This is a genomic window from Cupriavidus sp. WS, from assembly GCF_000395345.1.
In the GTDB taxonomy this organism is placed as follows: Bacteria; Pseudomonadota; Gammaproteobacteria; order Burkholderiales; family Burkholderiaceae; genus Cupriavidus; species Cupriavidus basilensis_B.
Genome location: NZ_AQPL01000329.1, coordinates 23,064 through 35,792, shown reverse-complemented (window position 1 = coordinate 35,792; position 12,729 = coordinate 23,064). Strand labels below are relative to the sequence as shown.

The 12,729-nt window shown below is 67.0% G+C and carries 13 protein-coding genes and 1 tRNA gene; 2 read left to right on the top strand and 12 right to left on the bottom strand.

All coding sequences use genetic code 11. The features are described 5' to 3' along the window. The 4 genes from K206_RS0125035 to uvrC form a co-directional block, all read right to left on the bottom strand. The coding region (locus K206_RS0125035; RefSeq protein WP_020205127.1) for an integrase arm-type DNA-binding domain-containing protein at positions 1 to 1,036 on the bottom strand (1,036 nt) is incomplete at its 3' end. Positions 1,037 to 1,262: 226 nt separating this feature from the next. Next, a tRNA-Gly gene (locus K206_RS0125030) sits at positions 1,263 to 1,338 on the bottom strand. 165 nt (positions 1,339 to 1,503) lie between these two features. Continuing rightward, complete coding sequence (gene pgsA / locus K206_RS0125025) at positions 1,504 to 2,106, bottom strand: CDP-diacylglycerol--glycerol-3-phosphate 3-phosphatidyltransferase (protein WP_020205126.1); 603 nt, start codon at positions 2,104 to 2,106, stop codon at positions 1,504 to 1,506. Between the two features lie 95 nt (positions 2,107 to 2,201). Beyond that, on the bottom strand, positions 2,202 to 4,229 hold the full coding sequence (gene uvrC / locus K206_RS0125020; protein WP_020205125.1) for an excinuclease ABC subunit UvrC: 2,028 nt from the start codon (positions 4,227 to 4,229) through the stop codon (positions 2,202 to 2,204). Positions 4,230 to 4,358: 129 nt separating this feature from the next. Between uvrC and earP the strand changes: the two genes are divergently transcribed. Both earP and efp read left to right on the top strand, forming a co-directional pair. Continuing rightward, a complete protein-coding gene (earP, locus tag K206_RS0125015; protein WP_020205124.1) occupies positions 4,359 to 5,624 on the top strand; it encodes an elongation factor P maturation arginine rhamnosyltransferase EarP in 1,266 nt (421 codons plus the stop codon). Positions 5,625 to 5,841: 217 nt separating this feature from the next. Further along, positions 5,842 to 6,402 carry an elongation factor P gene (gene efp / locus K206_RS0125010; protein WP_020205123.1) on the top strand — a complete coding sequence of 187 codons (561 nt, stop codon included), beginning with the start codon at positions 5,842 to 5,844 and terminating at the stop codon, positions 6,400 to 6,402. A gap of 99 nt (positions 6,403 to 6,501) precedes the next feature. On the opposite strand, the gene nagZ is transcribed toward efp, so the two are convergent. Genes nagZ through lepB form a run of 8 tightly spaced genes read right to left on the bottom strand, consistent with a single transcriptional unit; the run spans position 6,502 to position 12,725 of the window. Then, positions 6,502 to 7,554 (bottom strand): beta-N-acetylhexosaminidase, encoded by a 1,053-nt coding sequence (gene nagZ, locus K206_RS0125005; protein ID WP_020205122.1) that lies wholly within the window; start codon positions 7,552 to 7,554, stop codon positions 6,502 to 6,504. Beyond that, complete coding sequence (gene acpS, locus K206_RS0125000; protein ID WP_020205121.1) at positions 7,551 to 8,003, bottom strand: holo-ACP synthase; 453 nt, start codon at positions 8,001 to 8,003, stop codon at positions 7,551 to 7,553. Before acpS ends, nagZ begins: the two co-directional genes overlap by 4 nt. Next, positions 8,000 to 8,782: a pyridoxine 5'-phosphate synthase gene (gene pdxJ, locus K206_RS0124995; protein WP_020205120.1), complete on the bottom strand. Its 783-nt coding sequence runs from the start codon at positions 8,780 to 8,782 to the stop codon at positions 8,000 to 8,002. Before pdxJ ends, acpS begins: the two co-directional genes overlap by 4 nt. Before the next feature lie 10 nt (positions 8,783 to 8,792). Further along, positions 8,793 to 9,671, bottom strand: a complete 879-nt coding sequence (gene recO, locus K206_RS0124990; protein ID WP_020205119.1) for a DNA repair protein RecO — start codon at positions 9,669 to 9,671, stop codon at positions 8,793 to 8,795. Further along, positions 9,664 to 10,599: a GTPase Era gene (gene era, locus K206_RS0124985; protein ID WP_020205118.1), complete on the bottom strand. Its 936-nt coding sequence runs from the start codon at positions 10,597 to 10,599 to the stop codon at positions 9,664 to 9,666. Before era ends, recO begins: the two co-directional genes overlap by 8 nt. Further along, positions 10,596 to 11,366, bottom strand: a complete 771-nt coding sequence (gene rnc / locus K206_RS0124980) for a ribonuclease III (protein WP_020205117.1) — start codon at positions 11,364 to 11,366, stop codon at positions 10,596 to 10,598. Before rnc ends, era begins: the two co-directional genes overlap by 4 nt. A gap of 1 nt (position 11,367) precedes the next feature. Next, positions 11,368 to 11,775, bottom strand: a complete 408-nt coding sequence (locus K206_RS0124975; protein WP_029044054.1) for a DUF4845 domain-containing protein — start codon at positions 11,773 to 11,775, stop codon at positions 11,368 to 11,370. 50 nt (positions 11,776 to 11,825) lie between these two features. Next, positions 11,826 to 12,725, bottom strand: a complete 900-nt coding sequence (gene lepB / locus K206_RS0124970) for a signal peptidase I (RefSeq protein ID WP_020205115.1) — start codon at positions 12,723 to 12,725, stop codon at positions 11,826 to 11,828. Positions 12,726 to 12,729 lie beyond the last annotated feature (4 nt).

The following is a 12,729-nucleotide window of genomic DNA, read 5'->3' as shown; positions in this document are numbered from 1 at the left end:
CCTCGTAGCCCATGAGCTGCACGGCCTTGTTGAGGGTGTTCTCGCTGATGCGTTTCTTGAGTTCGCTGCGGTGCGACAGCAGGTACTTCTGCGCCGGCCGCATCACGCCCAGGAGATAGCGCACGATCTCGATGGCCTGCAGGGACAGGGGCACGATGTAGGGCGGCACGTCCTGCGGCCGCTTGCCGGCCTTGCGCATTTCGTCCTGGAGTTGCTTGACGACCTCCGGCGGGATGATCCAAAAGCCCCGGTCGAGGTCGAACTGCTCGGGTTCGGCCAACCGCAGCTCGCCCGTGCGCACCCCCGTCAGGAACAGTAGCCGCACGCCAAGCTGGGTCTGCCAGCCCCGGGGGTTGTAGCGTCGCAGCTTCTGAAGGAACTCGGGCAGTTCGGGCAGGTGCAGATAGGGGTTGTGGGCCACCGGGGGCTTGGGCTCGGCCACCACGTCCAGGTCCGCAGCCGGGTTGACTTCCAGCCCCTCGGCGATGACCAAGGCATAGCGGAACATCTGGTTGAACCAGGTGCGGACCTTCTCGGCCGTGGTGAACGCCTTGCGCTTCTCGATCGCCGCCAGGACGCCCAGGAGCTGGGGCCGGCGAATGTCATAGATGGACATCTTCCCTAGGGTGGGCAGCACGTCCTTGTTGAAGATGCGCAGGATCTGCGAAAGCGTACTCTGGCGGCCTTCCTTGAGTTCCTTGCGGCGATGCTCGACCCAGGCATCGAAGACGTTCTTGAAGGTGTATTCGCCGGCCAGCTTGGCCGCGTGCCGACGCTGATCGCGTTCGATTTGGGGATCGATCCCCCTGGCGATCAGGGCCTGGGCCTTGTCCCGCTCGGCGCGGGCCTCGCGCAGGCTGAGGGCAGGATAGCCGCCCAGGGCCATGCGCTTTTGCTTGCCCAGCCAGGAGTAGCGGAACATCCAAGACTTGCCGCCTGCGGCAGAGACCATCAGGCTCAGGCAGTCGTTGTCGTAGAGGGTGTAGCGTTTGCCGGTGGTCTTGGCCTGCCGGACGATCAGATCAGAGAGTGCCATTTCGAGGCTCCTAAGTAATGACTTAGGCCCTATGCTCGTCATGGTTCCCGCTCAGCCCCAGCAACTATCCGGAAGCCGCCTCACCCGTATTCCTGTGCCTAGATTGGCGCCTAAAAAAGGCTGGCTGTGGGTGGATTTCCGTGGCGCTCGCTGGAATGAAAAAAGGGGCCGAAGCCCCTCTTTTCAACGACTTACAGACGTCAGTAGAAGTCTGTAGATCATAACTTGGAGCGGGAGACGAGTCTCGAACTCGCGACCTCAACCTTGGCAAGGTTGCGCTCTACCAACTGAGCTACTCCCGCATGTTCCTGCCGACTTCTTGGCTAAAACGCAACTTCTGTGCCGATACTGCTGCCATCTCGATGCGTTCTTGCCGTATTTCGCTTCGTTCGGTTTGTTTCGTCAGAAGCGAGAACAGGATTATTGCAAACCGGAACATCCTCGTCAAGCATATTTTCACCGAAACATCATTTTTGTACGGTGGCCTGTCCGCCCATGCCGCTGCGCTCGCGGATCTGCGGCCACGCGAGCTTCATGTAATAGAACATCGACCACAGCGTCATGAACGCCGCCACGTAGATCATCCACGTACCGAGCACGGAAGCGTCGACGATGCCGAGCAGGCTGTCGTTGAACAGCAGCAGCGGGATGGCGATCATCTGGAAAGTGGTCTTGAGCTTGCCGAGGAAATTGACGGCCACGCTCTTGGACGCGCCGATCTGCGCCATCCACTCGCGCAGCGCCGAGATGGTGATCTCCCGGCCGATGATGACCAGCGCGATCAGGTCGGCGACCCGGCCCAGCGCCAGCAGCGAAAGCAGCGCCGCCGCCACCATCAGCTTGTCGGCCACGGGGTCGAGGAAGGCGCCGAAGGACGAAGTCTGGTTCCAGCGCCTGGCCAGGAAGCCGTCCAGCCAGTCGGTGACCGCCGCCACGATAAAGAAACCGGCGGCCGTCATGTTCTTGGCGTGCATCGGCAGCCATGCCTCGGGCAGGTAGTACACCCCCACCACGAGAGGAATCATGGCAACGCGGAGCCAGGTCAGCAGGATCGGTATATTCAGCGGCATTGGGGGGGCCCGGGACGAGACAATGGCGGTAAGCAATTCCGCGATTGTCGCTTATTTCAACGCCGTCCGAGCATTTCGCGCCGCGCGCGCCCGAATCAATGCAACTGGCGGTAGATTTCCTCGGCCAGCGCATGCGAGATGCCGTCCACGCTGGCGAGTTCGTCGATGCTGGCCGCCATCACGCCGCGCAGCCCGCCGAAGCGGGTCAGCAGCTTCTGGCGCCGGCGCGCGCCGACGCCCTCGATCTCTTCGAGCCGCGAGGTGGTGCGCACCTTGGCGCGGCGCGCGCGCATGCCGGTGATGGCGAAGCGGTGCGCCTCGTCGCGGATCTGCGCGACCAGCATCAGGGCCGCGCTGCCCTGCCCCAGCTCCAGCGAAGGACGCCCGTCGGCGAACACCAGCGTCTCCAGCCCGACCTTGCGGCCTTCGCCCTTGGCCACGCCGACCAGCAGGCCGATGTCGAGGCCAAGCTCCTCGAAGACCTGGCGCGCGACCTCCACCTGGCCCTTGCCGCCGTCGATCAGCACGATGTTGGGCACCAGCGCCAGCGCGGCGGAGGCCTCGCTCTGGCCACTCTCCCCGGCCTCGCCGCCGCCGGCCTCCTGCGCCTGCTCCAGCATCTCCACCAGCTTCTGGTAGCGCCGCGTCAGCACCTGGCGCATGGCGGCGTAGTCGTCGCCGGGCGTGATGTCCTGGATGTTGTAGCGCCGGTATTCGGCGTTCTGCATCTCGTGGCGATGGAACACCACGCACGATGCCTGCGTCGCCTCGCCGGCGGTGTGGCTGATGTCGAAGCACTCCACGCGCAGCAGCGCGAGGTCTTCCAGGTCGAGCCCGATGGTCTCGGCCAGCGCGCGCGTGCGGGCCTGCTGGCTGCCCTGCTCGGCGAGCCGGCGCGACAGCGCGAGCGCGGCGCCCTGCTGCGCCATCGCGAGCCAGGCGCGGCGCTGCCCCTGCGGCTGGCGCACCAGCGTGACCTTGCGCCCGGCCTGCATCGACAGCGCCTGCAGCAGCGTCTTGTCCGTGGGCAGGTGGCTCACCACCAGCACCGGCGGCACCGCCTGGTCGAGGTAGTGCTGCGCCATGAAGGCGGCCAGCACCTCGGTGGCGATGCGCTCGGCCGCGATGCCGGCGCTGGACTCGCCGCCGGCATCGGCGCCCGCATCCTCCTCGCCGACGATCATCGCGCCCTCTTCCACGTGGGCGGGAAAATAAGCCTTGTCGCCGAGATGCCGGCCGCCGCGCACCATCGCCAGGTTGACGCAGGCGCGGCCGCCTTCCACCGCCACCGCCAGCACGTCGATGTCGCTGGCCTGTCCGCCGACTTCCTCCACGGCCTGCCGGCTGAGCACGGTGGACAGCGCGCCGATCTGGTCGCGCACCGCCGCGGCCTGCTCGAACTCCAGCCGCCCGGCATGCTCCTCCATCTTGGCCTGCAGGCCGTCGAGCACTTCGCTCTGGCGGCCTTGCAGGAAGCGCGCGGCATTGCCCACGTCGCGCGCGTAGTCCTCCTCGCTGATGGCCTTGACGCACGGCGCGGTGCAGCGGTGGATCTGGTGCAGCAGGCACGGCCGCGTGCGGTTGGCGAAAACGGTGTCCTCGCAGGTGCGCAGCTGGAACACGCGCTGCAGGATCTGCATGCTCTCGCGCACCGCGTGCGCGCTCGGGAACGGGCCGAAGTACTGGTGCTTGCGGTCGGTCGAGCCGCGGTAGTAAGCCATGCGCGGGAAGCGGTGGCTGGTCAGCTTGAGGAACGGATAGGACTTGTCGTCGCGGAACAGGATGTTGTAGCGCGGCGCCAGGGCCTTGATCAGGTTGTTTTCCAGCAGCAGCGCCTCGGCCTCGGTGCGCACCACGGTGGTCTCGATGCGCACGATCTTGGCCACCATCATGGCGATGCGCGGCGACGGCAGGTTCTTGTTGAAGTAGCTCGAGACGCGCTTCTTCAGGTCGCGCGCCTTGCCCACGTAGAGCACGTTGCCCTGCGCGTCGAAGTAGCGGTAGACCCCCGGCAGGCCGGGCAACTGGGCGATCACCGCCTTGGGGTCGAACGGCGGCGCGGCCTCGGGGCCGGGCTCGGCGGGCGTGCCTGGGTTGTGGATTTCGGGTTCCGGCTGGGACATCGGGGAGGAATCGCGGGAGGGCATCGACCGTGTGGGCGCGGCCAGTCCGCGCCCGGCCGGCGGACGGCGGCGGCGCGACAGGCTCTAAAATCGCAAGTTTAGAGCAAATCGTTGCCGACTCCCGCCACCATGCCCGTCCGTCCCGATCCCACCGGCCAAGCCAGCCAGGCCGGCCGCACCGTCCGCTCGTGGGACATCTTCTGCACCGTCATCGACAATTTCGGCGACATCGGCGTCTGCTGGCGGCTGGCGCGGCAGCTCGCGCAGGAGCACGGCCACGCCGTGCGGCTGTGGGTGGACGACCTGCACAGCTTCGCGCGGCTGGCGCCGGGGCTCGACGTCGACGCCGCGCGGCAGGTGCTGGCGGGCGTGGAGGTGCGCACCTGGCGGCGCCCCGGCCAGGGAGGCGATCAAAGAAGCGGCCAGGAAAGCGGGCAAGACAGCGAACAGGACGGCGCCGCGCGCTTCGCCGGCGTGGTGCCGCACGACGTGGTGATCGAGTCGTTCGCCTGCGAGCTGCCGGCGCCCTTCCTCGCCGCGATGGCGGCGCGCACGCCGCGGCCGGTCTGGATCAACCTCGAATACCTGAGCGCCGAGCCGTGGGTGCGGGAGCACCACCGCATGAGCTCGCCCCATCCGCGCCTGCCGCTGGTGAAGTACTTCTTCTTCCCGGGCTTCGAGTCCGGCACGGGCGGGCTGCTGCGCGAGTCCATGCTGGGCCTGCAGCGCGAGCACCTGCGCGAAAGCCCCACGGCGCAGGCCGCGCTGTGGCACCGGCTGGGCGTGCGGCCCAGCGAGGGCGCGCTGAAGGCCAGCCTGTTCGCCTACCCCAACCTCGCCCTGCCCGCGCTGCTGGCGCAGTGGCGCGACGGCGTGGAGCCGGTGCAGTGCCTGGTCCCGGCCGGCCTCGCCGCGCAGCAGGCAAGTGCGTGGTTCGGCGCGCCGGATGCCGCGCCGGGCCGGGTCATGGCAGCCGGCAGCCTGACCATGCACGTGGTGCCGTTCGTACGCCAGGAGCACTACGACGAGCTCCTGTGGCTGTGCGACATCAACTTCGTGCGCGGCGAGGACTCGTTCGTGCGCGCGCAGTGGGCCGGGCGCCCGCTGGTCTGGCACATCTATCCGCAGGAAGAGGCCGCGCACCTGGTCAAGCTCGACGCCTTTCTCGACCTCTTCGTGAAGCGGCTGGAGCACACCGGCCAGGCGCCGGCGGCCGCCGCGCTCGTGGCGTTCTGGCATGCGTGGAACGAGCCCGGCAAGCCGCTCGACTGGGCGGCCCTGCGGGCACATCTGCCGGCGCTGCGCGACGCCACCGAGCGGTGGCAGCGCAGCCTGCAGCACCTCGGCGATCTGGCGGCAAATCTCGTGGCCTTCTGCGAAAATCAGGTAAAATAGTCGGTTGATTTGATGGCGACCGGGCCGGAAAACGGCGGTACCGCGACAGGATCCCGCGCGGCATGCTCCAAGGCATGCGCGCCACGGCATCCTGCGGTACCCGGGCGTAACTGGATGGACCGCGTATGGATGGCCGGTGCCATGCGCCGGCAACGCGCCTTCGCCATACTTCGCCACACCGAATTCCGAGACATTCTTTTTCAGGAAAACAGTTCAGATGAAAACCGCACAAGAACTCCGCGTCGGCAACGTGTTCATGATCGGCACCGACCCGATGGTCGTGCAGAAGGCCGAGTACAACAAGTCGGGCCGCAACTCCGCCGTGGTCAAGATGAAGTACAAGAACCTGCTGACCGAAGCCCCGGGCGAATCGGTCTTCAAGGCCGACGACAAGTTCGAAGTCGTGATGCTGGATCGCAAGGAGTGCACCTACTCGTACTTCGCCGACCCGATGTACGTGTTCATGGACGCCGACTACAACCAGTACGAAGTCGAGCAGGACAGCATGGGCGACTCGCTGAACTACCTCGAAGACGGCATGAACGTCGAAGTGGTGTTCTACAACGACAAGGCCATCTCGGTGGAAATGCCCACCACGCTGGTGCGCGAGATCATCTACACCGAACCGGCCGTCAAGGGCGACACCTCGTCGGGCAAGGTGCTCAAGGGCGCCAAGATCAACACCGGCTTCGAGCTGCAAGTGCCGCTGTTCTGCAATATCGGCGACAAGATCGAAATCGATACCCGTACCGGCGAATACCGCAGCCGCGCGAACTGAGCGCAGCCGGCCCGCTGCCGCCCGCCACGGGTGGCGCGACGGAAAAAAGGGCAGCCTCGGCTGCCCTTTTCCTTTGCCTGCCGCCCGGCGGGCGCGTCGTCACGCGATCAGGCCGTGCCCTTTCAGCTCGCGCAGCGCGCCGGCGTAGTCGGGGTCCTGCATCAGCTTGTTCCAGGGCAGCGGCTTGCGGCGGCCGAACAGCTTGCGGATGCGGCGCTGCGAGGCCTTTTCGGCGACGCCGGCATCGAGCTCGCTGAGCAACTGGTCGGCGCGCTCCGGGCTGTTGCAGATCAGCACCATGTCGCAGCCCGCGCCGAGCGCCGCGCGCGCGGCCTCGGTGACGGTGCCGGCCACGCTGGCGCCTTCCATGCTCAGGTCGTCGCTGAAGATCACGCCCTCGAAACCGAGCTGGGTGCGCAGGATGTCCTGCAGCCAGAAGCGCGAGAAGCCGGCCGGGCTCGGGTCCACCTTCGGGTAGATCACGTGCGCCGGCATCACCGACGACAGCGCCATGCCCATCCATTCGTAGGGCCGCGCGTCCTGTGCCAGAATCTCGTCGAGGCCGCGCTCGTCCACCGGCACCGCCACGTGCGAGTCGGCGGCGACGAAGCCGTGGCCGGGAAAATGCTTGCCGCAGTTCGCCATGCCGGCCAGCAGCAGCCCGTGGGTCAGGTGGTTGGCCAGCATGGTCACGACGCGCGGGTCGGCATGGAAGGCGCGGTCGCCGATCACCGCGCTGCGGCCGTAGTCGAGATCCAGCACCGGCGTGAAGCTCAGGTCGATGTCGCAGGCGCGCAGCTCGGCCGCGAGCACGTAGCCGCACTGCATGGCCGCCTTGGTCGCGGCCAGCACGTCGCGGTCCCACAGCTCGCCCAGGCGCGCCATCGCCGGCAGGTGGGTGAAGCCGTCGGTCCTGGCGCGCTGCACGCGGCCGCCTTCATGGTCGATGCAGATCAGCACGTCCTCGCGCACCGCGCGGATGTCCTGCGTGAGCGTCTGCAGCTGCACGCGCGACTCGAAGTTGCGCGCGAACAGGATCACGCCGCCGGTCAGCGAATGGGAAATGCGCCGGACGTCCTCCGCGTCGAGCTGCTTGCCTTTGACGTCGAGCACCACGGGACCCGGGCGCTTGCCGGAAATCTTGTTGATCATTTGGGTTCTTCACTAGGCTGGGAAGCGAGCGGCGCGCCGCCGCCGCGGGGAGCGGCGCCGCCAAGCTCGGCGATCGCGAAGGCGACCGCGTAATCGTGTTCGTCGCTGACCGTGACCCGCACCGTGACGCCGCGCTGGCGCAGCCACGCATCGAGCTCGCCGTGGCAGAGCGCATAGGGCTCGCCCGAAGGCAGGTTCAGCAGTTCCATCGCGCGCCACGTCATCGGCCAGCGCATGCCCAGCCCGATGGCCTTGGAGAAGGCTTCCTTGGCGGCGAAGCGCGTGGACAGGAAGGCCAGCCCGCGCTTCTCGGAGCGCGCGCGGCGCGCGTGGTACTTCAGCAGTTCCTGCGGCCCGAGCACCTTCTCGGCGAAGCGCCCGCGCGTGCGCTCCATCACGCCCTGCACGCGCTCGATCTGGATGATGTCGGTGCCGATGCCGTAGATCACGCTGCGGCGTCCGGGCGCGGATAGGTGGTGCCCAGACGCGCGGCCACCATGATGGCCTTCATCTCGCGCACCGCGTTCTGCCAGCCGGCGAAGACCGCGTGCGCGACGATGGCGTGGCCAATGTTGAGTTCCTTGATGCCGGGCAGCGCGGCGATGGGCTGCACGTTGGTGTAGTGCAGGCCGTGCCCGGCGTTGACCACCAGCCCGAGCCGCACGCCGGCGTTGACGCCGTCGGCGACGCGCCGGAATTCCGTGGCCTGCTCGGCCGGCGTGTGCGCGTCGGCATAGCGGCCCGTGTGCAGCTCGACCACGGGCGCGCCGCAGGCGGCGGCGGCCTCGATCTGCTCGGCCTGCGCATCGATGAACAGCGACACGCGGATGCCGGCATCGGCCAGTTGGCGGCAGGCCGCCTTGACCTGCTCGAAGCGCCCGGCCACGTCCAGCCCGCCTTCGGTGGTGACTTCCTCGCGGCGCTCGGGCACCAGGCAGACGTCCTGCGGGCGGATCGCGCAGGCGATGTCGAGCATCTCCTGGGTGAGCGCGCATTCCAGGTTCATGCGCGTGGTCAGCAGCGGCCGCAGCGCGTGCACGTCGGCGTCGCGGATGTGGCGGCGGTCTTCGCGCAGGTGCAGCGTGATCAGGTCGGCGCCGGCCTGCTCGGCCTGCAGCGCGGCCTGGATGGGATCGGGGTAGACCGTGCCGCGCGCATTGCGCAGCGTGGCCACGTGGTCGATGTTGACGCCAAGGTCGATGACGCCGGGATGCGCGTGGAAAATCATGCGGGCAGGCTCAGAGATAGTGCAGGTCGATCAGGATCTGGCGCGTCTTCAGCGGCGCGCCTTGCAGATAATAATGCAGCAGGAAGCGCATCAGCGCACGGCTTTGCGTCACGGTCTGGGGCCGGCGGTAGTCGTCCTGCGACATGTCGAGCAGGGTCTGCCCGGACACCACCGGCCACGAGGACGGATCGCTCGGCTGCGCGCGGCGCACGCCGCGCTCCGGCTGGTACACGTAGTCGTGCTCCGGCTCCACCGCCTCGCCCGAGTTCGCGCATTCGTCGAAGGCCACGGCGAAGCCGGTTTCCTGCAGCAGCACGCGCTCGAAGCTGCGCAGCACCAGGCCGGCCTGCTCGCCGTGCGCGAGCCGCGCCAGCGTTTCCATGTACTGGCGGAACAGCGCCACGTGGGCGTCCTCGCGCGGGCAGAAGCGCAGCAGCAGCTCGTTGAGGTAGAAACCCGACAGCAGCGCGTCGCTGGCCAGCGGCAGCAGGCCGCCGACCCACTCCGCACGCGTGAGCGTCTTGACCTCGCCGCGCCCGCTCCACGACAGCGAGATCGGCTGGAAGTGCTGCAGCACCGGGCGCAGCGCGGAATGCGGCCGCTTGGCGCCCTTGGCGACCATCGCCACGCGGCCGTGGTCGCGCGTGAACACGTCGAGGATCAGGCTGGTCTCGCGGTAGGGCCAGGCATGCAGCACGAAGCCGGGCTGGTTGGCCACGCGCAACTCGGTGCGCGCCGGCGCGATGCGCAGCGCGCGGTCCATCATGGCGCGCTGCTCGGCCACCTCCATGCCGGGCACGGCGTGGCTGTCCAGCAGTTCGGCGGCTTCTTCCGCCACCGGGTCGATGCGGCGGGCCTTCAGTGCCGGCCCGCCCGCTCTGTCATTCATAGCCGTAGGCGCGCAGTCCGGCTTCGTTGTCGGCCCAGCCGCTCTTGACCTTGATGAACATCTCCAGGTAGACCTTGCCGTCGAACAGCTTTTCCATGTCGATGCGGGCTTCGGTGGAGATGGTCTTGAGCTTGGCGCCCTTGTTGCCGATGATCATGGCCTTGTGGCCTTCGCGCTCGACCAGGATGGTGGCGAAGATGCGCCGCAGCCGGCCTTCGGTCTCGAACTTCTCGATGATGACCGTGCTGGTGTAGGGCAGCTCGTCGCCGGTCCAGCGGAACACCTTCTCGCGGATGATCTCCGAGGCGAGGAAGCGCTCGCTGCGGTCGGTCATGGAATCGGCGTCGTACATCGGCTCGCCTTCCGGCAGGTAGGGCCGGATGATGCCGAGCAGGCGCGCGATGTGGTCATGGGTCTTGGCCGACATCGGCACCACTTCCGCGAACTGGAACTGGTGGCCCATCTTTTCCAGGAACGGCATCATCACCTCGGCGCGGTCCGCGCCGAGGCGGTCGAGCTTGTTGGTGACCAGCAGCACCGGCACCTTTTTCGGCAGCAGCGCCAGCACCTTCTCGTCGTCGGGGCCGTACTGGCCAGCCTCGACCACGAACAGCACCAGATCCACGCTCGACAGCGTGGACGTGACGGCGCGGTTGAGCGAACGGTTCAGCGCGCTGGCGTGGCGCGTCTGGAAGCCCGGGGTGTCGACGAACACGTACTGCGCGTCGTCGGTGGTCTGGATGCCGACGATGCGGTGGCGCGTGGTCTGCGCCTTGCGCGAGGTGATGCTGATCTTCTGGCCGACCAGCGCATTCATCAGCGTGGACTTGCCGACGTTGGGACGCCCGACGATGGCCACGGTGCCGCAGCGGAACGCCGCGAAAGGGGTACCCGCGGCATCTTGCCGCGGATCGAGTGATTCGGTCATTCCTTCAACCTGAGAGACAACTGGGGATCGGGCGGCACCGGCTGCTTGCGGGTCTTGCCGGTACGCTCGGCCCGGCTGCGCTTGAGCAACTGGGGCACGAGCTTCTGCACCTCGTCGAGAGCCAGCTTGGCGGCGGCCTGCTCGGCGGCGCGGCGCGACGCGCCGGTGCCGAACACCCGCACTTCCAGTTTAGGCACGGTGCACTCGACTTCAAACTGCTGGTTGTGCGCCGCGCCGTGGGTGGCGATCACGTTGTATTGCGGCAGCGCTATCTTGTGGCCTTGCAGGTACTCCTGCAGCAGCGTCTTGGCATCCTTGCCCAGCGTGCGCGGATCGACCTGCTCGAGGATGGGGATGTACAGCTTGCGGATCAGGGTGCGCGCGCCCTCGAAGCCGGCGTCGAGGAACACCGCGCCAACGATGGCCTCGAGCGCGTCGGCCAGGATCGAGGGGCGGCGAAAGCCGCCGCTCTTGAGCTCGCCCTCGCCCAGGCGCAGGGCCTCGGACAACTGCAGCATCTGCGCGATCTCGTACAGCGCCTGCTGCTTGACGAGGTTGGCGCGCACGCGGGACAGGTCGCCTTCGTCAAGCTTGCTGAACATGCCGTACAGCATGTCGGCCACGGCGCAGTTGAGCACCGAATCGCCAAGGAATTCCAGGCGTTCGTTATGCAAGGCACTGTGGCTGCGGTGCGTCAGCGCCTGCTGCAGCAGTTCTGGCTTGCTGAAGCGGTAGCCGAGGCGTTGCTGCAAGGCGTCGAGGTTCATGTCAGTACTGCGTTCCCGAGTAGGTAATCAAAAGGCTCAGCGGGCCGTATAGCGGCACCTCGTTGCGGTAGGAGAATCCCACCGAGCGGATGGTGCCGTTGTCATCCTCGTGGATATCCAGATCGTCGCTGCGCACGGCCGTGATGCGGTCGATCTGCGCCTGCTTGTTGAAATAGTCGGCCACTTCGCGCCGGTTGCTCGCCTGCTGCTTGGCGTAGCTGACCGCGCGCTTGACCGAAAAATATTCCAGCAGGCTCGGTATCGCCCGGATCGCGGGAATGACCACGCCCACCACCACCAGGATGACCACCAGCAGGCTGCCCAGCGAAAATCCGCGCTGCCCGCTGTGCCTCGCCAGGCGCTGCCGCCGTCCCCCGACGGCACCGCCAATTCGTTCCGATTGACCCATAATGCGCTTTCCCTCGCTTGACCGGAGTGGTTATTCGCGCCGCGGGGATGCTACTTGAACGATCCCACGCGTCCGATGTTGCCGAGGTTCATCCAGATCAGGAACGCCTTGCCGACGATGTTCTGATCGGGGACGAAACCCCAGTAACGTGAATCCAGGCTGTTGTCGCGGTTGTCGCCCATCACGAAATAGTGACCTGGCGGCACCTTGCAGATCAGCCCTTGCTGATTGTAAGTGCAGTTCTCGTGGAACGGAAAATCCGGGTCGGCGCCGGCGATGAAGGCCGGCCGGTCGGCGTCGTTGAGGATGCCGTGGACCGGGCCGGCCGGCAGCGTCTCGTCGAAATGCTTGGAGTACGACAGGCGCTCTTCGTCGAGGTAGTCGGGCAGCAGCGCGTATTGCGCCGGCTTGCCGTTGATGGTCAGGCGCTTGTCCTGGTAGCTCACCACGTCGCCCGGCACGCCGATCACGCGCTTGATGTAGTCGAGCGACTGGTCCTTCGGGTAGCGGAACACCATCACGTCGCCGCGCTGCGGCTCGCCCACCGGGATGATCTTCTGGTTCACCACCGGCAGGCGGATGCCGTAGTCGAACTTGTTGACCAGGATGAAATCGCCGATCAGCAGCGTCGGGATCATCGAGCCGGACGGGATCTTGAACGGCTCGACCACGAACGAGCGCAGCACGAACACCGCCAGGATCACCGGGAAGAAGCTCGCCGAGTATTCCAGCCACCAGGGCTGGCGCAGCTTTTCCTCGGCCAGGCGGCTGCGCGAGGTGTCGATCTCGCCGGTGCCGTAGCGGCCCTGGAGGTCGGCCCTGCGCGCATCGAACTCGGCGAGCGCGGCCTGCGCGGACAAGCGCCGCTGCTTTTCGAACACCAGCTTGTCGGCCACCCAGGCAATGCCCGTGATGACCACCAGCACAAAAAGGATCAGTGCAAAATTCATGACG